The sequence below is a fragment of the Rhodococcus sp. 14-2483-1-1 genome (assembly GCF_002259335.1).
Lineage (GTDB): Bacteria > Actinomycetota > Actinomycetes > Mycobacteriales > Mycobacteriaceae > Rhodococcoides.
Window position 1 is genome coordinate 29,079 of sequence record NZ_NPFX01000011.1, and the last position, 19,977, is coordinate 49,055.

The following is a 19,977-nucleotide window of genomic DNA, read 5'->3' on the forward strand; positions in this document are numbered from 1 at the left end:
GTGACGATCGATGAATGACACTCGATGACATCGTCAATCTGGTCGGCAGCTTCGACGGCACTTTGGCGCAGCAGCCCCGAGAGGGTGATGGAACTCCGGAACTCGCCTGGGGCGATGTGTTCTTCTACTACTCGCCGGACGGGACTGTTCCGACGTCCACCCAGCCGTTCGCAACCATCGTGACGAAGAACTATCCCGGTGACGAGTTGTCTCGGCTGGACCGTGCCGGCGCGTTCCGCGTCAATGTCGTTGCGGGAAAGCCGGAATTCGAGCGACTACTGGGAGTGCACCCACGCGAAGCAGCTCACGCACCCCAGGCCAACACCGACGACACCCTTGCCGCCCACCCTCACTACGGCACTGCGGGCTGGTTGTCGGTGGTCAACCCGTCTTCGCAGACCGACTCCCAGATCGGGGAACTCCTCGAGTCTGCTTACAACGTCGCCAAGGCCAGATACGAGCGCCGCCAACACTGATCACACGAAGAAGTCGTCCATCGACCGGGACAGCCCCTCGATGTCGAGGCCGTTGGCTCGGTCGTGTTGGGCCACCGTTCCGTACTTCCTCCGCTCTCCAGGCTCCACACCGATCCCCAGCACTCGATGCCGTATGTCCGCCACCGCTCGATCGATATGCGGCACAGAGGTTCCCGCAAGATAGGGCTCGACGATCATGACGTCCGGCGATGTCAGCGTCTCTCGGAGAGTTGCACCGTCGAACGGCCTGATCGTCGAGGTGTGCAGCACGGTGACGTCACGTCCACGGGCCGCGGCCAGGACCCGGTCCGTCATCGGACCGACCGAGATCACAGTGCCGGAATTACCCTGTTGCAGAACGGCCATCGAACCTCCGGGTCGACCGTACGAATGACCGTTCGAGACACCGTCGAGCCTGATGTAGACGCGATCGTCGGATGCAGCCGCACCGCGCAGCATCCATTCGACCTCGTCGACGTGCCCGGGCACGTGCACCGTCCACCCGTCCAGGGTGTCGAGTAGCGCGACATCGCGTTGGCCGAAGTGCGTCTCACCGCCCTGTGGCCACCCGTAGGAGCCGCCCGAGCTGACCAGGATCGCGCCGACATCCTGATGTCCCAGATCGAGTTTCACATGCTCGAAGGGCCGCTCGATCAGAAACGGTGGGAAAGTGTGCACGATCGGACGCAAGCCCGCGAGCGCCATACCGCCCGCGACACCGATCATCGCCTGCTCTCGAATACCCACGTTGACCACCCGCGATCGGATGTCAGGAGTGAGGTGCGGCTCGAGATAGGCAACACCGATCTCGGCCAACACCAACACGATTCGCTCGTCCTGCGCCAACAGCTCCGGCACCAGACGGTAGAAGTGTTCGCGCTGATCCGCGGTCCTGTTCAGCGTCGACGTCATTTCAGTTCTCCTTCTTCTCCACGTGGGCGACCACCACGTGGGGCCGGTCGCCGTGATCGATGCGAAACGCCTGCTGGAGCGCACTGTGGTCTCGGCCGTCTACGTCGGATGTCGACCACCCCTCGACAGCGAAGCGCGAGGCGATGCCACCTGGCCAACCCAGGCCGGCCGAATCGTTGTCGATCACCACAGTGGTCAGGTTTCCCAGCTGCGATCGCCCGGCGAATTGGATGGCCTCCATGTTGCTGCCCTCGTCGAGCTCGGCGTCACCGATCAGTACGAACACCCGGGCCTCGCTCCGCTGGATCTGCAGCGCCACAGCAGTTCCAGCAGCCAACGCCAAGCCATGACCGAGCGACCCCGATCCGATGTCGACCCCGGGAATCAGCGTGCGGTCCGGATGATTGCCGAGCGGTGAGTGGTAGCTGCCGAACGACGCGAGCTCGGTCGGCGAGAGGAACCCCCGCGCGGCGAGCACCGCGTAATACGCCATCGGGCCGTGTCCCTTGGAGAGGTAGAACCTGTCGCGATCTGGGTCATCCGGTTTGGCCGCGTCGAGACGAAGAATGTCGGAGTACAGCACCCACAGCACGTCCAACGTGGATGTGGCGCTCACACCGTGCTTTTCGTCGCCGGTCATCAGCGTCATGAGTTTGGGCAACTCGTCGAAGGTCATCTGCATGAGACCCACCCTGCAACCTCGAGTGCACTCGAGGTCAAGGGCATCGTGCTACACCCAACCGTCCGACGACCGGCCCGCGAAGTTCGCCAGGCGTTCCAACGGCCCTGCCTCGGAACGGGGTTCCACGATGGGCCCGAAGGGGACTCCCGGAACCCGACTCTCCGCCGGAAGCAGTGCTCGAAGTTCCACGGCTACCGGATCGACGAGCGCAGGGTCGGCATGGGCGGGTTGCCCCGTCGCAACAGCAAGATCCCATCCGTGCACCAGTAACTCCCGCGAATAGCCCCAGACAGCCGATCGCCCTGGGACTTCACCCCACGGAACGACGACAGGGGCGTCGAGTGCCGCGTCGTCGGCCCAGGCCGCGCGCGCCTGCTCCACCAGAGTGTCGAACGATGCGGCGTCGTGGTCAGGAGAGAACGGCGAAACCGAGTCCGGGCTACCCAGTTCGGCGATCGCGATCAACCTGGCCACCGTCGCGACGAGGTGACCGGCCAGAGTCCGGACATCGAACTCGTCGCATGGGGTGGGAAGGTCCAGTTGGTCGGCGCGCACCCCTGCGAGCAGGCCGCTCACCCAAGCAGCGGAGGTGAAGTACACCTCGCGCGGGTCAGTCTGCTGTGTGGTCTCGATGGTGTCCATTGTTGAGCCTTCCGTTCCGCGGCCGCCTGGTGTGGCCTGCTGAGTAGAAGTAAATCGACTGAACATGACGTCTTCTGTCATGTTTCGGTGAGAGACTTTTCGAGTGCGCGCAGACCGGCTGTTGTCCATCGTCATGCTGCTCCAACACCGGGGCAGGCTGAATGCTGCCGACATCGCCGCCCAGCTCGAAGTGTCCACGCGCACCGTATTGCGCGACATAGAAGCGTTGTCCTCGGCGGGCATACCGGTCTACACCGATCGCGGTCGCGGTGGTGGCATCAGTCTGCTGCCTGGCTATCGGACCGAGCTGACCGGTCTGACGGCCGCCGAGGCGACGGCATTGCTCGCTTCCGGCGCGGGACGCGTCGCCACCCCGGCGTTCGCGAGCGCGATGCGCAAGGTTGTCGCCGCGATACCCGACGCCCACCGAGCGGCGGCAAGCACTGCGTCACAACGAATCCTGGTACGGCCCGACGGTTTCGCGTTTCCCCACGAATCCGAGGTCCATCTACCGGAATTGCAGCGAGCCGTCATCGACGGTGTGCGGATACGGATGTCGTACCGCAACCGCGGCGGCGAGTTGTCCGACCGAACCCTGGACCCAGTAGGGCTCGTCTACGCCGGCGAGCATTGGTACCTGCTCGCCGCCCGAGAGGGAAACGAACGTGTCTATCGAGTATCGCGCATCGATACCCTGACCGTCCTCGACGAGGCCGCCCATCGCAGCGCCGCCGTGGATCTGGAGGCGGCATTCACGGCGCATCGGACATCCTTTCGCGCAAGTTTGGCCCACATCGAAGTCACGTGCCTCGTAGAGGACTCGGTATGGATCTCGTTGACCAAGAACGTCGTTCGAGTGATCAGCGATCAAGTGCAGGACGACGGACGACGCCTCGCAGTCATCGAGTTCTCCGGGCACAATCACGCTGTGGGAGCCCTGTGGCAGTGTGCGCCTGCCGTAACAGTGCTGCAGCCGAGCTCAATTCGAGACGAACTGGCTCAACGCGCGACGGCAACAGCGCAATTGTATCGCTGAAATTTCGGAGACGAGAGTGTATGACCAAGTCATTACCATTGCGAATAGTCTGGTGGTTTCGTAGGGTGGACGCGACTCCGAACATTCAGGACGGCGCTATGGCTTTCAATCCACCCCGAACGTGGTTCGGTCCGAAACGGTACGGCTGGGGAATCAGCCCGCACACGTGGGAGGGCTGGCTACTCCTGGCCATCTTCGTGATCGTCGTCATCACGCTGGGAGCCACCGTATTCTCGTGACATGTCGCGCCCACACCTCGACGTAGCAGGGATATCCATCGACTGCCCCGAGCCGGGGGAGCTCGCTCGCTTCTACCTCGCGCTTCTGGGCGAACTACATCCCGCCCACGTGGCCGTCGGCGTCCATCGTGCACTTCGATCTCGCTGCGAGAGTGGGCCTTGCCGAATCCGTCGCCTACGCAGTCGAATGTGGGGCAACAGAAGCAGAGCAGCAGCCCGACCCGCGATGGCGAGTTCTCCTCGACCCCGCCGGCCACCCCTTCTGCATCACCATGGAGGTGTACGACGGTTGACGGGGGCAATAGCCTGAGACGGTGCGCAATCTCGTCATCCTCCTGCTCCTGTTCGGATTTGTCATCGGATTGGCTCCACTGGGCTGGTATCAGATAGGTGAAATGACCACAAACACGAGTGGCGTCGTGTATTCGGGTGGCTACGAGCCTCTGAACGGTGTCACGACGAGCGACGAATTCGTGGACGCGATGAACAAGTCGTTCGACCGACGAACCCAAGGCCTATCGACGCTGTGGCTGTACCTCGTCCCTATTGCCAGCGCGACACTCGGCGCGCTGACCGGGTTGGTTCTCGGACGATTCGGATTCATGTTGAACCGCAACCGGACCCGAGGGTGCTGAGGTGGACGAATCCGCTGAAGTGGAGCTGAGTCTCGACGACATTCGACGCGTGACGGCCTTCGCTGCCACCTGTGCCCGACGCGCATTGCCGATCTACGAGCTGGCCCGCCCCAACGATTCGCGTCCAGGCTTGGCAATCGACGGTGCTGAGGCGTTTTTCGAGTCCGGCGAGCGAACTGGAGCGCTACGCAAGCTCGCCTGGGACGCGCACAAGGCCGCCCGCGAGGTGCCGGCATCTGCGGCCACGGACGCCGCACTGTCCGCGATGCACGCCGCCGGTGCCGCATTTCTCCATCCGTTGTACAGCCCCCATCAGGTCAAGCACATTCTCGGATCTGCCGTGCATCTGATGCTGACGGACTCCAATGCTGTTGCAGAACAGACGGAATGGATCCAAGATCGAGCCGACGCGACCGTGCGTTCGGTCTTGCGCCGCTTTCCAACACCGGCCACCGGGCGCACGAGTTTCGGCACACTTCTCACTCAACTCGATGCCGAATTGCGACGCTGACGCGTTGTCGGGATCGAACGGCAGTGACAGCATGGAGGCATGAACGATCGTCAACGTCGTTGGACCCGGTACCTGCTCGGCATCTGGTTGGCCTTGCTCGTATTTTCAGCGATCGCCGATATCGTGTCCGAACCGTCGATGTGGAACTGGTCGAAGCTGGTAGTGCTGGCGGTAGCGGCCCCGTGGCTCTGGTACCGGCACGGACGGTCCTGGCTCGCGCCCAACAAGACTGCTCGCGAGGCCATCCCAGCCGAGGATGTCGACGCGGTGGTCGCAGAATCCGGCAGAACCATCGAAGCCATTCGTTCGCTGCGTGAAATGCATCCCTGTCTCGGTTTGCTCGATGCCAAAAAGCTTGTTCAACCAGAAAATTGACACCTCGAGGAGTCGATATGTCCGGCACACGTGACGTCAGAGATTCCGACGGGCTCTTCGAGGCCGCGAACCTGTTGGTCGATTTCAATCGCGAGTACGACGACCCGGCACCCGAGCCCGAATGGCTTGTGGCCCATCTGAACAGGCTGGTCACATCCGGTGACACCAGCGTGCTGACATTCGGGACCCCCGCGATCGGTGTTGCGGTTCTTCGATTCCGGACCGGAACGTGGAGCGCCGACATCGAGGCCTATCTCGCAGAGTTCTACATTCAGCCAGTCCATCGCGGGAAGGGCTACGGCACAACCTTTCTCGACGACGTCATCGAGCACGCACGCGACAGGGGCGCCACCTACATGGACCTCAACACCTCGGAAGACGACGAGGCAGCGCGCCACGTCTACGAGAAGCGCGGCTTCGACTGCCACGAAGGACGCGGCGATGGACCCAAGGCTCTCTATTACGAGCTCGAGCTCGAATCGGACGGGTAACGTGACCTCATGGTTAGCCGAGATAATAGCTCGACGTCGTTCGGGACCGCCGCCGAGGTGTACGAATCTGCTCGTCCCGAATACCCGTCGGACGCAGTCGCGTGGATGTTGGAGCCCACCCTCGCGTCCGATCGTCGTCCACGGGTCGCCGACGTCGGTGCCGGCACGGGCAAGCTCACGCGAAGCATCGTTGCCGCTGGCTGCGACGCCATTGCCGTCGACCCTGATACGGCCATGCTCGACGCTCTGCGGATCGCGGTACCGGGTGTCCCGACCCTGGTCGGTACTGCCGAGTCCCTCCCAATAGACGACGAGAGTCTCGATGGAGTGCTGCTCGGACAGGCCTGGCACTGGGTCGATCCGGTGGCCGCGTCACGCGAGATCGGACGGGTCCTGCGTCCCGGCGGCGCACTGGGTCTGATCTGGAACATTCGCGACGAGTCACAGCCCTGGGTTCGACGCCTCAACTCCGTGGTCTCACGTGGCGGAGCGATGGCCATGTTCGACGACGGTCCGCCGCCGATAGCGGAGCCCTTCGATCGTCTCGAAGCGCGCCGATGGGCGTGGTCTCGCACGGTGAACCGATCGCTGCTGACCGACCTGGTTCGATCGCGCAGTTTCTACATCACCGCGATGGCCGATGAGCGCAACGGCATAGATCGGAACCTTGCCACCTTGTTCGACGAATTGGGTCTGCAGGGATCGGCGACGATCGACCTGCCGTATGTGACCAGAGCTTTCCGCTCTACGACGCCGAACCGATGACATCTGAAATCGATTCGTTCGCAGTCGAATCAGGCGATCCGATCGTGGGAATCGGCGCACTACTCGTCTTTGACGTGTGGGTAACGCTGCGGCCCGCGACTCGGAATCAGTAACGCCCGAACGCGAGGGCGACGTTGTGCCCGCCGAATCCGATCGAAGTGCTCAATGCATAGTCGATCTTCTGGCGGCGCCTCGAACGAACGACATCGAGATCGATTGCAGGGTCCTGATTGTCGAGGTTCAGCGTGGGCGGCACCACCGAATCACGGATCGACAGCATGGTGAGAATTGCTTCCAGTGCGCCGACTGCGCCGATGGAATGCCCGAGCGCGGACTTCGGCGCGTATACGGAGGCATTTCCCACGACAGCGGCGATAGCCTTGGCCTCCGACAGGTCACCTATCGGAGTCGCCGTGGCATGCGCGTTGACGTGGTCGACATCTTGCGTGCTCAAACCCGCTGCGTCGATGGCCTTTTCCATCGCCTTGCGAATTCCCCGACCCTCCGGATCCGGTGCCACGATATGGAACCCGTCCGAGGTAATTCCGGCACCGAGGAGGCGGCCGTGAATACGCGCGCCGCGAGCCAGTGCATGCTGCTCCGACTCGACGATCAACAGTGCTCCGGCCTCCCCGAACACGAATCCGTCCCGATCACGATCGAACGGCCTCGACGCGCGAGCCGGTTCGTCGTTGCGCGTGCTCATGGCACGCATCATCGAAAAGCTCGCTATCGGTACGGCATCGATATGCCCCTCGACGCCGCCTGCGACGACGACATCTGCTTCGCCGGTTGCAATCAACCGCCACGCATGAGCCAGGGCTTCCGAACCCGAAGAGCACGCCGATACCGGTGTGAACACCCCCGCACGGGCTCCGACCTCGAGTCCGATATGAGCTGCAGGACCGTTCGGCATGACCATCGGCACCGACATCGGCGACACCTTTCGATATCCACCTGCTCGCATCGCATCGACGGCCCCGATCAACGCGTCACCGCCGCCCAACCCGGTGCCCACTGCCACTGCGAGTCGATCCGAGTCCATGCCGTGCAGACCGGACAAACCCCACAGACGGTGCCCGAGCACAACCGCCAGCTGTTCGACGAAAGACAGTCTGCGCTGCTCCACACGGGTCAGATGATCGGCCAGTGCCATCTGCAACACCCCGCCGATGCGAACCGGAAGGTTGTATTCCGACACGAACGCACTCTCGAGGGGTCCGATCCCGCTGCGGCCGTCGAGCAGTCGCTCCCAGGTGGTGTCGGCGTCGTCCGCCAGTGCCGTCGTTGCAACGTACCCGGTGACGACGGCGCTGCGGGAAGTTTGTGTAGCGATCGGTTCACTCATAGCGTTCATCAGTACATGTAGCGACCGGTACAGTCAAGTGATGGCCCGTCCTCTCGATCACGACAAGCGAGTCGAACTGCTCGGCCGTGTGGTCGAGTACATCGGCACCCATGGACTCGACGACTTGACGCTTCGCCCGCTCGCAGCCGAACTCGGTACCAGTTCTCGAATGCTCATCTACTACTTCGATTCTCGTGAGAACCTGATCGTGCAGGCGCTGACAAGTCAACGGCCGGCATTCGACGAGATGTTCGGCGACGTCCGCGATTCGAAGCAGCTCGAGGAACGATTGCACCAACTGTGGACGGCGATGACCGACGGTACCGATGCGGTCAGCTCACGAATCCTGATGCAGGTCATCGGAATTGCGTCCATCAAATCCGGTGTTCTCGCGGACTTCGCACGTGCCAGCGTGCGTGCACTCACCGACGCCTTGGCCGCCGCGATGGCCCGTTGTGGGATGGACTCCACAACGGCGATCATCCAGGCAACAAACGTCGGTGCCGGATTCCGAGGGCTACTTCTCGATCGCTTCACCACGGGGGATTCCGAACGCACCGATGCGGCCGCCGCCATGCTCTTTCACGGGCACGCCAGACTGGTGTGAGCCCATGGCCGATTTCGGCTTGCGTTGGAGTGCACTCGAAGACGTAGCGTCTGGCCCATGACCGCAACACCGCATTCACCGGCCACGACCGACACCGAGCCCGTGAGTATCGGGATTGCCGAGATGGCCGAGTCCTCGGGGCTGACGCAGGACACGTTGCGTTGGTACGAGCGGGAGGGCCTGATACCCGAGATCCCACGCACGCCGATGGGTAGGCGCGCGTTCAGCCCGAGACTGGTCGCACTCGTGCAACTTCTGGTTCGTCTTCGGTCGACCGGGATGCCCACGGCCGATATGCGTCGATTCGTGGTTCTGGTGAATCTGGGTGCGTCCACACATCAGGAACGGATCGACATTCTGAGCGCGCACCGGGTCCGGGTCGACGAGAAGCAACGTCGTCTCGCCGAAGCACGGTCTGCGCTGGAAACGAAAATCTCGCACTACGAGGACCTGATCGCAGGGGGTCTCGACTGCGATGGTCTCGCGGTCGTCCACCCATCAACTAACGAGCACAGGAGCATTCATGTCGATTTCCACTCGTAACGTCCCGGCACTCGGACGCAATGTCGGTGCCATCGGCCTCGGCTGCATGGGTATCAGCTGGGCCTACACCGGTGCCGATACCTCCTCGGACACTGCCGGTGCACCCATCCTGGCGCACGCACTCGCGTCGGGTATCGACTTCTTCGACACCAGCGACGCCTACGCTGCCGGACACAACGAGAGGGTCGTCGGCCGCGCTCTGGCCGGGACGAACGCTGTGATCGCCACGAAAGCCGGCCTGATCGGGAACGCCGACGGCGGCGCGCCTGTTCTGACGCGAAACGGTACGCCGAAGCACCTCGCGCAGGCCTGCGACTCGAGCCTGCGGAACCTCGGTGTGGACACCATCGATCTGTACTACCTCCACCGCGTCGACGACCAGGTGCCGATCGAGGACTCCTGGGGAGCACTGTCCCAATTGGTGGCGGCGGGAAAGGTGCGCGCCCTGGGGCTCAGCGAGGTCACCGTCGAGCAGGCACAGGTGGCCCACAGCATTCATCCGGTCGCTGCAGTGCAGTCCGAACTATCCCTGTGGACTCGAAACGCACTGGGGCAGGGCACTACCCACGACGGTGAGCCTGCGGGAAACATCGTCGAGTGGACGGGTGAGAACGACGCGGTGTTCGTGCCGTTCTCGCCTCTGGGTCGAGGGTTCCTCACCGGTTCACTCGACACCTCCGCACTTCCGGCGACCGACATGCGGTTGGCACTTCCCCGATTTTCCAGAGATGCGGCCGAACAGAACCGATCGATCGTCGAGGTGGTGTCGGCTGTTGCATCGAGGCACGACTCCACCCCTGCCGCTGTGGCATTGGCGTGGGTACTCGCCCAGGGCACCCATGTGATTCCCATTCCCGGCACCACCAACATCGAGCATTTCGACGCCAACCTCGCGGCACTGGCGCTTCAGCTCACCGCCGAGGATCTCACCGCGCTCGACGATGCCCCCGCTGCAGTCGGAAAACGTTACTGACATGCCGCGAACGGCGTTGTTGGAGATCGACTTTCAGCCCTGGATCATCGAGCTCGGACACGATCCCGACGCAACGGCTCGCGCAGGATCGGTCCGTGCAGCCCAGCGCGCTACGGGTGCACTGGTGGTGTGCACTCGCTATCTGAGCCGGGATGCAGCCGATCCGATGCGCTCCGACGCGGACGGTGACGGTGCCCGCTTCCACCCGTCGATGACGCCTCGGCCAGGAGACCTCATCGCCACGAAGTTCGACCGCGACATCTGGTCCAACCCCGATCTGAACGCCCAGCTGAGACTCGCCGGGGTGGAACACGTGGTGATCACCGGATACCTGACGGATTTCGGGGTTCGGATCGCCGCAGAACGCGCATGCTCACTGGGCTATCGAGTGACGGTCCACTCCGCTGCCTGCGCGGGATCGACCGAAGCCGAGCATCAGTCAGCCCTCGAATCGATGGTGGTGGCCGGTGCCACCGTCGACTGGGCCCCGGGCTGAGCCCGCTATTGTGCGTCGCGGAAGTACGGTTCGACAGTGCCCTTGAGCTTGACGAGCATGGGATTTCCGTAGCGATCCTTGGCGGTAGGGACTTCTACACGCACCCAACCCTCGGTCACGTTGTATTCGCGAACACTGGTCTTCTCGACGCCATTGAAGCGAATGCCTACGTCCCGGCGAAGAACCTCTTCGTTGTAGAAGGGGCTCCGCGGATCGATCGCGAGGTGATTCGGTGGAACGTCTGTGTTCTGATCCTCTGGCATGGATTTCTTTCGTCGATTGCTGCGTCAGGTGCTTGGGTTGATTCTCAAGGAGAATACGCGACCCAGCGCTGTCGGCCCTAGCCTCGCGCCATGTCCACAAATCTCGACAGGTGCAGCTGGTGCGCCACAGTGATTGTCGCGGTCGGACCGTTACGGTGCTTGCCGAGGATCAGGTCGGCCTCGCCGCCACGGGGGTCGTCGCGCTCGATCGCGTCGGGGCGGTGCAGCAGAATCACCATGTCGGCGTCCTGCTCCAGTGAGCCGGACTCACGGAGGTCGGAGACCATCGGCTTCTTGTCGGTTCGCTGCTCAGGACCACGGTTGAGCTGGCAGACCGCGACCACCGGGCATTCGAGTTCCTTGGCGAGAAGCTTGAGCTGACGGGAGAAGTCCGAGACCTCCTGCTGACGAGATTCGACCTTCTTACCGGACGACATCAGCTGAAGGTAGTCCACCACAATGAGTTTCAGGCCGTTGCGCTGTTTGAGGCGACGCGCTTTGGCGCGAATCTCCATCATCGTCAGGTTGGGCGAATCGTCGACGAAGAGCGGCGCTTCGCTGATCTCACTCATGCGCCGAGCCAGCTTGGTCCAGTCGTCGTCGGTCATCTTTCCCGAACGCATGTCGCCGAGCTTGATCTTCGCCTCGGCGGACAACAGTCGCATGACGATCTCGGTGCGACTCATTTCCAGGGAGAAAATGACACTGGGCATGCCGTGCTTGATGGAGCACGAACGCATGAAATCCATTGACAGCGTTGAATTGTGGGTCGGGATCATCGACTCACTGGCGAGATAGAGGTGCTCCGCGTCGTCGACCTCCACGCAACGAACCGGAACCGAATCGACCCGACGAACGTCGACGATGAATCGGGATCCCGACCGCACGGTGGACCCCGCAGCTCGACGTTCCTTGTGCAGCATCTGCTTCCGGTGCAGACCGAACACCACATCGTCCGTCGCGAACGTCAACGTGAATGCGGTCGACGACGCTTCGCTCCGACCCCGCACACTCCTGGTCGACATCTGCACGCGATAGCCCAAACTGACGATCAGCTCACGCACCCCACGGACGAGTCGTTCACTAGTGACCGCAAATTGAACCGAGCCGCCCCCGGTGACAGTGCCGTCGGTGTCGAGCAGACCCGCCAACAACGCACGCCGTTGGGCCTCGGAACCGCGGAGGTAGTCGATGGGTACATGCTTGTCGCCCAATACACCGATCGTCCGTAGACGCGCCTGCACGGTCCCGATCGAGTTGCGGCATGCCTGACAGCGGTGCAAACCAGTCGTCACCTTGCCGCAGTCGATGCACGTCGGTGCAGCGACCGGAGCGGACATGAAACGCGCTTTGCCGCCGCAGGATTGGCCGCAGGTACGGACATTGAGCGGAAACGGCACGAACTGCTTGCCGCAGACGACACAGTCCTTTGCCTCGACAACCTCGGTAGGAAGTTTGATCGAGTATCGGAGTGCGGCTTTCTCCGACGCCACCACGTGCAGGCCTTCGCCTTCGATTCGGGCGATGATTTCAGGGTCAGCGCTGGTGATCTGCGCGCAGGCCGATGTTCCATCTCCCAGCCAAGCACCCATGGTGTACGGCGGCACCAGAAGCTCACGCTCCGGCAGCTGAACAGCCTCGGTATTGGTGACCGAGTGATTGATGCGTGCATCTTTCGTCGGGCAGCGCACCGAGTTCGCGATCTCTTCGGTGGTGCGCACAGCAGCGAAGGTCTTCTGATTGCGAGTCCGGTTGTAGTTGACGGCCGCAGCCTGCGCCGACTTGCGTGACGCCCTGGTCTCGGTCAACCACTGGTGCTCCGCGTCGGCGACGATGACTGTGCCGTCGGAGAATTCGACTTCGTAGCACGGTCGATCGAGCATGACGTCCGTGGCCGCCACGACACGCGTCGGCATGCCATGGGCGTCGATGAGGTGGTCACCCACGGCCACCTCGCCCATGGTGGTCCAGCCGTCGGGCGTCGGAAGCGGCGTGTCGAGAGCGAGCGCCTTACCCACGCCAGGTCTCGCCGCGACGATGATCATCTGACCCGGGTGAAGACCGTTGGTGATTTCGTCGAGTTCGGCGAATCCTGTTGGTACACCGAGGGATATACCGCCACGGCTGGCGATGGAGTCGATTTCGTCCATCGTGGGCTGAAGCAGCTCTTCGAGGGGCAGGAAGTCCTCGGAGGTGCGGCGTTCGGTGACCTCGTACACCTCGGCCTGCGCGCGGTCGACGACCTCGGCCACGTCCTGGCCATCGGCTCCGGCGTAGCCGAACTGCACGATGCGGGTGCCGGCCTGCACGAGGCGGCGGAGAATCGACTTCTCGGCGACGATCTCGGCGTAGTACCCGGCGTTGGCCGCCGTCGGCGTCGTCTGGGTCAGCGTGATGAGGTACGGCGGACCGCCGATGCGCTTGAGCTCCCCGCGTCGATCCAGCTCGGCCGAGACGGTCACCGGGTCGGCGGGCTCGCCGCGGCTGTAGAGATCGAGAATCGCGTCATAGACGTTCTGGTGGGCCGGCCGATAGAAATCACCCGGCCGAAGTACCTCGAGCACGTCGGCAATGGCGTCCTTGCTCAGCAACATTCCGCCCAGGACGGACTGCTCGGCGGCCATGTCCTGCGGGGGTTGGCGACCGAAATCCTCACCAGGGCCCTCGCTGGAGGAGGAGCCGGAGTAGTCGGACTGTCCTCGATCGTCCACAACTGCCACGCGAACCGGCCGTCCTCTCCCCAATAGTCGTCAACACCGCCGAGTACCACCCGGCCGTGCGCTCCAGCAAGTTCTACCCCCGGGCACCGACAGGTACTGATCGACACCGGATTCACGCCGTCTCGTCGCCTTTGCGCGGCATCGAGAGAGACGCTGCACGGACGTTAAGCGCTATCGGCAGTAGTCACAACACAGCCTGTGCATGAAGCTGTGGACGAAATGTGGATGAGCTTGAACAACCGTGTTGACCACCTGGGGATAACCTGGGTATAACTTTCACAGTTTCGGCGGTTCAGCCTGGTCGAAGGGTGTACATAAAGTTTTCTTCCTGTGCATTGATTCTGGATCGGCGTGTCGTCCGAATTGACAGCTCGGGCGTGTTGAGTAAATGCCAGGTGAACCCCAGGGTGAACTAGGTCACACGGGCTGGGAATGATCACAGAAACAAACCATCAACCCGTTTCAGCAGAAGGGGCCCGATTCCAGGCTTGGAATCGGGCCCCTCTTCGCCGCTGATCAGATGTCAGACATGGCTCTTCTGTGGGCAGTCGGCCGGATCCAGCACCGTGACCTCCTTGGTGCCGATCTGGAGCACCCGGGCCGTCGGAATGTCGAAGAACAGTCCGGTGATGTGCAGGCGTCCCTCGGCGTTGGCGCGGCCGACCACGCGGTGACGAGTGAGCGTCTGCAACTGCACGGCCACGTTCACCATGGCGAGTTGATCCGCTTCGCCGAAACCGAGCTCTGCGGCCTGACGGCCCACCACGTGCCCGCTGCGGTACGCGTCCAAGCTCGCCACCGCGTGACCCAGCCATTCCGCCACGGACTCGTCGGCGGCATTCTCCGGCCCACTCAGCACCGCTTTCATGGCACCGCAGCCCGAGTGTCCACACACCACCACCGACGAGGTGCCCAGCTGATCCACACCGAACGCCAGCGCGGCCTCCACCGAGCAATCCTGACCCTTCGCGGGAACGAGGTTGCCCATGTTCCGGACCGTGAACAGATCACCCGGCCCGCTACTGGTGATCGTGTTCGGCATGACGCGCGAATCCACACAGCAGAGAAAGAGCGTGTCCGGATCCTGGCTGTCGGTCAACCCCTCGAGGTGGGGACGGATGTTGGGTGCATGGGTGCGGTGGTATTCGGCCACTCCGCTCATCACAGCCCGTAGCGCTACAGGCGAATCCTCCTGCGCATCATCGCTCTTGAGCTGCCAGGCGCGCCACGGAGCCAACGAACTGCGTACCGTCGCGGACCCACGCTTGGGTGGACCCTCGGCGGCGGCAGCCATCGACGCCGTACCCACTTCCTCGACTTTCGCTGTGCCACCGCCGAGTTCGTGCTGACGCACCCACTCGTTCAACGCGTCGTGGACGGCGTGGTCCAGGAAGTCGACACCCAAGCGCACGGTGACGTCTGTTCCCGCAGGGACGGTGGACAGCACGTGCGTCAGTCTCGGGAGCGCGAGAAAGCTCAACGAACCCTCGATGGTGACGCGCCAGGTACCGTCGACCGTTTCCTCCGCGCGGACGTTGGCCCACACCACACGACGCAGCACCAGAATGATCGACAAAGCCAATCCGATGAGCACGCCTTCGAGCAGATTCAGTGCCACCACTCCGACGACCGTCACCGCATAGACTGCGATGTCACCGGTCTTGTTCGCAATCTTGATGTCCGCCAACTTGATCAGCTGCACACCGATCATCACCAACAGACCCGCGAGTGCAGCGAACGGGACCAGCTCGACGATCGAGATGAACAGCACCGAGAAGATCAAGATCCACACGCCGTGCAGAATCGCCGACGCTCGAGACTTGGCACCGACCTTGACGTTCGTGGCACTGCGCACGATGACGCCGGTGATCGGCAGACCGCCGATGGCACCCGAGGCCATGTTGCCCGCGCCCTGTGCCATCAATTCTCGGTCGAAGTTGGTGCGCTCACCACTGTGCATCTTGTCGACGGCAACCGCGGAGAGCAGGCTCTCGACGCTGGCGATCAGCGCAATGGTGATGACGCCGGTGACAAACGCGCTCCACTGCCCGTCGGGCATGATCGGGAAGCTCAGCGATTCGATCAGGTTGCCCGGCAATTCGATTCGCTCGACGTCCAGGGAGAAGAAGATCGAGACGGCAGTGGCAGTGACCACTGCGACCAGTGCGGCGGGAACCTTGGCGACCTTCGCCAACACGCTGGACAGCTCGGCCAACCGCGGCCAGGCGAACATGAGCACGACAACGATCCCACCGACAATGATCGACGGCCATTGACCGTTCGCGACGGACGTGGGAAGTGCGAGGATATTCTGCACGGCCGAGCTCTCGGACTCACCACCGAGGAGGACGTGAATCTGCTGCAGCGCAATGGTTATGCCGATTCCGGCGAGCATGGCATGTACCACCACGGGCGAGATCGCCAGAGCGCTACGCGCAATTCGGCTCATTCCCAACAGGATCTGCACAGCACCGGCAAGAACCGTGATAGCGCACGTTATGCCCCAGCCGAATTGGTTGACCAACTCGGCAACCACCACCGTCAGACCCGCGGCGGGACCGCTGACCTGCAATGGTGATCCACCGAGGATGCCCGCGAGAATGCCGCCGACCACTGCGGCGATGAGGCCGGCCATGATCGGGGCGCCGGAGGCGACGGCGATGCCGATCGAAAGTGGCACTGCCACAAGGAAAACGACCAGGGAGGCCGGGAGGTCGTACTTCATTATCGACCCGATCCGAGACGGTGGCTCGGATCGGGTCTTCGGGCTGGGTTCTGAGTCGTGCTCTGCTGTCGTTGTCACGGCAGGTCCTCCGGGCGTCTAGGCGTCAGGTCGGTCGATCGTGTTCCGGCGTCGAATGTCGCCCCCACGTAAAGGCTACGCAAACCTTGGCTAAAGATGTCATCGAGAGAGATGCTTCACAAATTGGAACCCATTGCGACAGTTGATCTTTGTGAGAAGACACGAAAAAGCCCCGCGAACCGTGGTTCGCGGGGCTTTTCTGCGGCCGTACTGGGCCGAAAGCCGAAATCAGCTTCCGACGACCTCCAGCTTGAACTTGGCGGTCACGTCGGGGTGCAGGTTCACGACGATGTCGTGCTTGCCCGTGCTCTTGACGTGTGCCTTCGGCAGATCGATGCTGCGCTTGTCGACAACCGGGCCACCGGCAGCCTTGAGCGCGGAAGCGACGTCCGACGCGGTGACCGAGCCGAACAGCTTGCCCGAGTCGCCCGCGGTCTTGACGGACAGCGTGACGGCCTCGAGGCCTTCGATGGCCTGCTTGAGCTCGTTGGCATGCTCGAGTCCGCGGACGGCACGAGCTTCCTGAGCGCGGCGAATGCCGTCGACCTGCTTCTGAGCTCCACGGGTGGCCTGAATGGCCAGTCCGCGGGGCAGCAGGAAGTTACGGCCGTAGCCGTCCTTGACCTCTACGGTGTCGCCAGGCGCACCGAGGTTGTCCACATCAGCGGTGAGGATCAGTTTCATACCAATCGCCCCTTTCTATCGAGCCGTCGCGGCGTAAGGCAGCAGTGCTACCTCACGCGAGTTCTTCACGGCAACGGCCACGTCACGCTGATGCTGGACGCAGTTGCCGGTGACACGGCGAGCACGGATCTTTCCGCGATCGCTGACGTACTTACGCAGCAACGTCGTGTCCTTGTAATCGATCGACGCGTTCTTCTCCTTGCAGAAGGAACACGCTTTCTTCTTGAGCACCTTGTCGCGCAATGGCGGTTTGGGCATGGGTCTTTCTCCGTTACATCTGGTTGTTCTCGATCGAAGGATCTAGAACGGTGGCTCTTCGTCTCCGCCACGTCCGCCGAAGGAGCCCGATGCCGCTGGAGCACTGCCCCAGGGATCGTCTCCGCCGGAACCGGAATTGGACGAGGAGTTCGAGCGGCCGCCGCTCGATCCGCCGGAGGAACCGGAGCCGGAGCCGGAGTTGAAGCCGCCTCCGCCGCCACCTCCACCGCGGTTGGCCTTGTTGACCTTTGCGGTGGCGTAGCGGAGTGAAGGTCCGATCTCGTCGACTTCGAGCTCGACGACTGTCCGCTTCTCACCCTCACGCGTTTCGTACGAACGCTGCCGCAACCGTCCGCTCACGATCACTCGCGAGCCTCGGGTCAAGCTCTCGGCAACGTTTTCCGCTGCCTCGCGCCAGATGTTGCAGCGCATGAAGAGCGCGTCGCCGTCTTTCCATTCGTTCGTCTGACGATCGAATGTGCGCGGCGTGGATGCAACCGTGAAGTTGGCAACCGCCGCACCGGCGGGGGTGAATCGAAGTTCTGGATCAGCCGTCAAGTTTCCGATGACGGTGATGACGGTCTCGCCTGCCATGGTTCCTCTTTCAGTAGTAAGCGTTGTAGATGCCAGCCTAGAGGCGGGCAACGACAATTACTTGCCCTGTCGCAGGACCTTCGTACGCAACACGGACTCGTTGAGTCCGAGCTGACGATCCAGCTCGCTGACGGTGGCAGGCTCGGCGTTGAGGTTCACAACGGCGTAGATGCCCTCGGCGTGCTTGAGGATTTCGTAGGCCAGACGACGCTTGCCCCACACATCGACCTTGTCGACGGTGCCGCCATCCTTGCGAACGACGTTGAGGAACGTATCGAGCGACGGAGCGACAGTGCGCTCGTCCAGATTGGGGTCGAGAATGACCATCAATTCGTAATGACGCATAAGACCTCATCACCTCCTGTGGACTAGTGAAAACGGCCACGGACTATCCGTGGCAGGAGGGTCGTTGCGTCAGCAACCCCTCGAAGATACACGACAGGGCGCTGACCTGCTAATTCCTGCTGGGCGTACGGGCCGACGTTCGCGCGTCATAGTCTTGCGTCATGCGATCCGGGGTCCGCGCCAATCCGATGACGGTCGTCGTGGTCGTCACGATGGCTGCACTCGGACTGATTCTCGGATATCTCAACAAGGCCCGCTGCGCGGTCGCGCCGTTCGACGCATCGGGTCGCAGCACGATGTTCGACGCGATCAAGGATTCCTCGGTCTGCTACTCGGACATTCAGTTTCTCTGGCTCGGTCGCGATATCGACAACCACATCTTCCCGTACATCCACGGGGCCATCACCAGCGACGGAATCCTCACCGGGGGAACGGTGGAGTACCCCGTTCTCAGCGGCCTGCTGATGTGGCTGGGTGCCATTCCCGCGCATACCGACGCGCAGTTTCTGCTGACGTCGGCCTTGATTCTCGCGCCCTTCGGTCTGGTCACCGCGTGGATGCTCGGCAGGATGGCCGGCTGGTCGGCACTGCTGTGGTCGATCGGCCCGCCGCTGGTGATGTACGCCTTCCACAACTGGGAACTGCCCGTCGTCGCCGCCGCCGTCGGCGCGGTCTTCGTCATGACGTTGCCGATGCCATTGCGACGGCGAGCAGTTCTCGCGTCGGTGCTGTTGGCTATCGGCTTCTGCCTCAAGCTCTATCCCGGTGCATTAGTGCTGCCACTGATTGCGTACGTGGTCACCGGCGGCATCGACGGGCGCGAGTCCGCCGACACAGTCAAAGGCCGCTGGGACATCCGCGGCGGTCTGATGGTCGCCGGTGCCGCGATCGGCACCGTGATCGCAGTGAATCTGCCGTTCGCAGTGTTGGGCTACGAGGGGTGGCGCGCGTCGTTCACGTTCCAGTCGCTGCGGCAGGCGGACCTGACGACCAACTCCATCTGGTACTGGGGATTGCGCCACTTCTACATCAGCGACCAGATGACTCCCGATGCCTACGCCGAGGCCGAGGCGTCTTTCCAGGACGTGGTGGACGTCGCGTCGCCGCTACTGGTGTTCGTCGCCTTCGCTCTCGCGCTGTGGCTGGGCTGGCGTCGCGCAAAGGTGGACGGTACCTATCCGTGGGTCGCGGTCAGTGGATCGATGCTGTGCGGATTCATGCTGCTGCACAAGGTGCACTCGCCGCAGTACACGCTGTGGCTGCTGCCGTTCCTGGTTCTGCTTCGGGTTCCGTGGGGACTCGTCGGCGCGTATCTGCTCGTCGATCTGTCGATGGGAATCGGCGTCTTCAAGTATTTCGCTGCGCTCGCCTCGGGTGCCGACGCCGAGAACGAGGAGTTCTTCGTCCTCGTCGGGGTATGGGGCCGAGCACTGCTGTTGGCGGTGTTCTTCGTGCTGTTCATCCGGGCTCGGATGCGCGTCCCTTTCCCGGGCGAAACCGACGGGCCGTCTGTAATATCCCCCCGACCAGCAACGATATCGCTGACGACATCACCGGGGCAGTAGTACCTAGGGCGGGG

The 19,977-nt window shown here is 62.7% G+C and carries 24 protein-coding genes and 1 pseudogene; 14 read left to right on the forward strand and 11 right to left on the reverse strand.

The annotated features are described in order from the left end of the window. The first annotated feature begins 14 nt into the window (after positions 1-14). The gene (locus CH294_RS08960) at positions 15-476 is read left to right on the forward strand and encodes a DUF6194 family protein (protein WP_094737698.1); all 462 of its coding nucleotides are present in this window, start codon (positions 15-17) and stop codon (positions 474-476) included. Here CH294_RS08960 and CH294_RS08965 read toward each other — a convergent pair whose 3' ends face one another. From CH294_RS08965 to CH294_RS08975, 3 genes are read right to left on the reverse strand one after another with little or no spacing between them, the layout of a single operon-like run. Continuing rightward, positions 477-1,388, reverse strand: coding sequence for a transketolase (locus CH294_RS08965; protein WP_094737699.1), 912 nt, complete (start codon positions 1,386-1,388; stop codon positions 477-479). A gap of 1 nt (position 1,389) precedes the next feature. After that, positions 1,390-2,070: a thiamine pyrophosphate-dependent enzyme gene (locus CH294_RS08970; protein ID WP_032402775.1), complete on the reverse strand. Its 681-nt coding sequence runs from the start codon at positions 2,068-2,070 to the stop codon at positions 1,390-1,392. 48 nt (positions 2,071-2,118) lie between these two features. After that, entirely contained in the window at positions 2,119-2,712 is a 594-nt protein-coding gene (locus CH294_RS08975; RefSeq protein ID WP_037152010.1) for a TIGR03086 family metal-binding protein, read from the reverse strand. A gap of 103 nt (positions 2,713-2,815) precedes the next feature. Between CH294_RS08975 and CH294_RS08980 the strand changes: the two genes are divergently transcribed. The 8 genes and pseudogenes from CH294_RS08980 to CH294_RS09010 all read left to right on the forward strand — a co-directional run bounded on the left by CH294_RS08980 (position 2,816) and on the right by CH294_RS09010 (position 6,764). After that, a complete protein-coding gene (locus CH294_RS08980) occupies positions 2,816-3,748 on the forward strand; it encodes a WYL domain-containing protein (protein ID WP_094737700.1) in 933 nt (310 codons plus the stop codon). 98 nt (positions 3,749-3,846) lie between these two features. Beyond that, a complete protein-coding gene (locus CH294_RS27435; protein WP_165430165.1) occupies positions 3,847-3,987 on the forward strand; it encodes a hypothetical protein in 141 nt (46 codons plus the stop codon). Between the two features lies 1 nt (position 3,988). Next, positions 3,989-4,280 (forward strand): annotated as a pseudogene (locus CH294_RS28065) (VOC family protein). A gap of 21 nt (positions 4,281-4,301) precedes the next feature. After that, the gene (locus CH294_RS08990; RefSeq protein WP_094737701.1) at positions 4,302-4,622 is read left to right on the forward strand and encodes a hypothetical protein; all 321 of its coding nucleotides are present in this window, start codon (positions 4,302-4,304) and stop codon (positions 4,620-4,622) included. A 1-nt stretch (position 4,623) separates the two neighbouring features. Next, the gene (locus tag CH294_RS08995; RefSeq protein ID WP_094737702.1) at positions 4,624-5,133 is read left to right on the forward strand and encodes a putative immunity protein; all 510 of its coding nucleotides are present in this window, start codon (positions 4,624-4,626) and stop codon (positions 5,131-5,133) included. A gap of 39 nt (positions 5,134-5,172) precedes the next feature. Continuing rightward, on the forward strand, positions 5,173-5,508 hold the full coding sequence (locus CH294_RS09000) for a hypothetical protein (protein WP_094737703.1): 336 nt from the start codon (positions 5,173-5,175) through the stop codon (positions 5,506-5,508). Positions 5,509-5,525: 17 nt separating this feature from the next. After that, positions 5,526-5,999: a GNAT family N-acetyltransferase gene (locus CH294_RS09005; RefSeq protein ID WP_094737704.1), complete on the forward strand. Its 474-nt coding sequence runs from the start codon at positions 5,526-5,528 to the stop codon at positions 5,997-5,999. A 9-nt stretch (positions 6,000-6,008) separates the two neighbouring features. Beyond that, the gene (locus tag CH294_RS09010; protein WP_094737705.1) at positions 6,009-6,764 is read left to right on the forward strand and encodes a class I SAM-dependent methyltransferase; all 756 of its coding nucleotides are present in this window, start codon (positions 6,009-6,011) and stop codon (positions 6,762-6,764) included. 106 nt (positions 6,765-6,870) lie between these two features. Here the strand turns inward: CH294_RS09010 and CH294_RS09015 are convergent, their stop codons facing one another. Beyond that, positions 6,871-8,112 (reverse strand): KasA/KasB family beta-ketoacyl-ACP synthase, encoded by a 1,242-nt coding sequence (locus CH294_RS09015; RefSeq protein ID WP_094737706.1) that lies wholly within the window; start codon positions 8,110-8,112, stop codon positions 6,871-6,873. 40 nt (positions 8,113-8,152) lie between these two features. On the opposite strand from CH294_RS09015, the gene CH294_RS09020 reads away from it, so the two are divergent. From CH294_RS09020 to CH294_RS09035, 4 genes are read left to right on the forward strand one after another with little or no spacing between them, the layout of a single operon-like run. After that, positions 8,153-8,719, forward strand: a complete 567-nt coding sequence (locus CH294_RS09020) for a TetR family transcriptional regulator (RefSeq protein ID WP_094737707.1) — start codon at positions 8,153-8,155, stop codon at positions 8,717-8,719. Positions 8,720-8,776: 57 nt separating this feature from the next. Beyond that, a complete protein-coding gene (locus CH294_RS09025) occupies positions 8,777-9,262 on the forward strand; it encodes a MerR family transcriptional regulator (protein ID WP_094608882.1) in 486 nt (161 codons plus the stop codon). After that, entirely contained in the window at positions 9,243-10,235 is a 993-nt protein-coding gene (locus CH294_RS09030) for an aldo/keto reductase (protein WP_094737708.1), read from the forward strand. Before CH294_RS09025 ends, CH294_RS09030 begins: the two co-directional genes overlap by 20 nt. 1 nt (position 10,236) lies before the next feature. Next, on the forward strand, positions 10,237-10,731 hold the full coding sequence (locus CH294_RS09035; protein ID WP_170944653.1) for a cysteine hydrolase: 495 nt from the start codon (positions 10,237-10,239) through the stop codon (positions 10,729-10,731). 5 nt (positions 10,732-10,736) lie between these two features. On the opposite strand, the gene CH294_RS09040 is transcribed toward CH294_RS09035, so the two are convergent. The 7 genes from CH294_RS09040 to rpsF all read right to left on the reverse strand — a co-directional run bounded on the left by CH294_RS09040 (position 10,737) and on the right by rpsF (position 18,398). Then, on the reverse strand, positions 10,737-10,994 hold the full coding sequence (locus CH294_RS09040; protein WP_032378696.1) for a DUF3297 family protein: 258 nt from the start codon (positions 10,992-10,994) through the stop codon (positions 10,737-10,739). Between the two features lie 77 nt (positions 10,995-11,071). After that, entirely contained in the window at positions 11,072-13,714 is a 2,643-nt protein-coding gene (dnaB, locus tag CH294_RS09045; RefSeq protein WP_170944654.1) for a replicative DNA helicase, read from the reverse strand. Between the two features lie 523 nt (positions 13,715-14,237). Then, on the reverse strand, positions 14,238-16,439 hold the full coding sequence (locus CH294_RS09050; protein WP_170944670.1) for a bifunctional SulP family inorganic anion transporter/carbonic anhydrase: 2,202 nt from the start codon (positions 16,437-16,439) through the stop codon (positions 14,238-14,240). A 306-nt stretch (positions 16,440-16,745) separates the two neighbouring features. Then, positions 16,746-17,201, reverse strand: coding sequence for a 50S ribosomal protein L9 (gene rplI, locus CH294_RS09055; RefSeq protein ID WP_032378698.1), 456 nt, complete (start codon positions 17,199-17,201; stop codon positions 16,746-16,748). A gap of 15 nt (positions 17,202-17,216) precedes the next feature. Next, a complete protein-coding gene (rpsR, locus tag CH294_RS09060; protein WP_008711381.1) occupies positions 17,217-17,459 on the reverse strand; it encodes a 30S ribosomal protein S18 in 243 nt (80 codons plus the stop codon). A gap of 42 nt (positions 17,460-17,501) precedes the next feature. Continuing rightward, positions 17,502-18,053: a single-stranded DNA-binding protein gene (locus CH294_RS09065; RefSeq protein WP_032378699.1), complete on the reverse strand. Its 552-nt coding sequence runs from the start codon at positions 18,051-18,053 to the stop codon at positions 17,502-17,504. 57 nt (positions 18,054-18,110) lie between these two features. After that, complete coding sequence (rpsF, locus tag CH294_RS09070; RefSeq protein ID WP_008711385.1) at positions 18,111-18,398, reverse strand: 30S ribosomal protein S6; 288 nt, start codon at positions 18,396-18,398, stop codon at positions 18,111-18,113. A gap of 161 nt (positions 18,399-18,559) precedes the next feature. On the opposite strand from rpsF, the gene CH294_RS09075 reads away from it, so the two are divergent. Next, entirely contained in the window at positions 18,560-19,963 is a 1,404-nt protein-coding gene (locus CH294_RS09075) for a DUF2029 domain-containing protein (RefSeq protein WP_094737711.1), read from the forward strand. Positions 19,964-19,977 lie beyond the last annotated feature (14 nt).

What these genes read in the sequence shown, in the direction of transcription:
- CH294_RS08960 (WP_094737698.1), top strand. Translation starts at nt 15, where the DNA reads ATGACACTCGATGACATCGTCAATCTGGTCGGCAGCTTCGACGGCACT.
- CH294_RS08965 (WP_094737699.1), bottom strand. Translation starts at nt 1,388, where the DNA reads ATGACGTCGACGCTGAACAGGACCGCGGATCAGCGCGAACACTTCTAC.
- CH294_RS08970 (WP_032402775.1), bottom strand. Translation starts at nt 2,070, where the DNA reads ATGCAGATGACCTTCGACGAGTTGCCCAAACTCATGACGCTGATGACC.
- CH294_RS08975 (WP_037152010.1), bottom strand. Translation starts at nt 2,712, where the DNA reads ATGGACACCATCGAGACCACACAGCAGACTGACCCGCGCGAGGTGTAC.
- CH294_RS27435 (WP_165430165.1), top strand. Translation starts at nt 3,847, where the DNA reads ATGGCTTTCAATCCACCCCGAACGTGGTTCGGTCCGAAACGGTACGGC.
- CH294_RS09000 (WP_094737703.1), top strand. Translation starts at nt 5,173, where the DNA reads ATGAACGATCGTCAACGTCGTTGGACCCGGTACCTGCTCGGCATCTGG.
- CH294_RS09005 (WP_094737704.1), top strand. Translation starts at nt 5,526, where the DNA reads ATGTCCGGCACACGTGACGTCAGAGATTCCGACGGGCTCTTCGAGGCC.
- CH294_RS09010 (WP_094737705.1), top strand. Translation starts at nt 6,009, where the DNA reads ATGGTTAGCCGAGATAATAGCTCGACGTCGTTCGGGACCGCCGCCGAG.
- CH294_RS09015 (WP_094737706.1), bottom strand. Translation starts at nt 8,112, where the DNA reads ATGAGTGAACCGATCGCTACACAAACTTCCCGCAGCGCCGTCGTCACC.
- CH294_RS09020 (WP_094737707.1), top strand. Translation starts at nt 8,153, where the DNA reads ATGGCCCGTCCTCTCGATCACGACAAGCGAGTCGAACTGCTCGGCCGT.
- CH294_RS09025 (WP_094608882.1), top strand. Translation starts at nt 8,777, where the DNA reads ATGACCGCAACACCGCATTCACCGGCCACGACCGACACCGAGCCCGTG.
- CH294_RS09030 (WP_094737708.1), top strand. Translation starts at nt 9,243, where the DNA reads ATGTCGATTTCCACTCGTAACGTCCCGGCACTCGGACGCAATGTCGGT.
- CH294_RS09035 (WP_170944653.1), top strand. Translation starts at nt 10,237, where the DNA reads ATGCCGCGAACGGCGTTGTTGGAGATCGACTTTCAGCCCTGGATCATC.
- CH294_RS09040 (WP_032378696.1), bottom strand. Translation starts at nt 10,994, where the DNA reads ATGCCAGAGGATCAGAACACAGACGTTCCACCGAATCACCTCGCGATC.
- CH294_RS09050 (WP_170944670.1), bottom strand. Translation starts at nt 16,439, where the DNA reads ATGAAGTACGACCTCCCGGCCTCCCTGGTCGTTTTCCTTGTGGCAGTG.
- rplI (WP_032378698.1), bottom strand. Translation starts at nt 17,201, where the DNA reads ATGAAACTGATCCTCACCGCTGATGTGGACAACCTCGGTGCGCCTGGC.
- rpsR (WP_008711381.1), bottom strand. Translation starts at nt 17,459, where the DNA reads ATGCCCAAACCGCCATTGCGCGACAAGGTGCTCAAGAAGAAAGCGTGT.
- CH294_RS09065 (WP_032378699.1), bottom strand. Translation starts at nt 18,053, where the DNA reads ATGGCAGGCGAGACCGTCATCACCGTCATCGGAAACTTGACGGCTGAT.
- rpsF (WP_008711385.1), bottom strand. Translation starts at nt 18,398, where the DNA reads ATGCGTCATTACGAATTGATGGTCATTCTCGACCCCAATCTGGACGAG.
- CH294_RS09075 (WP_094737711.1), top strand. Translation starts at nt 18,560, where the DNA reads ATGCGATCCGGGGTCCGCGCCAATCCGATGACGGTCGTCGTGGTCGTC.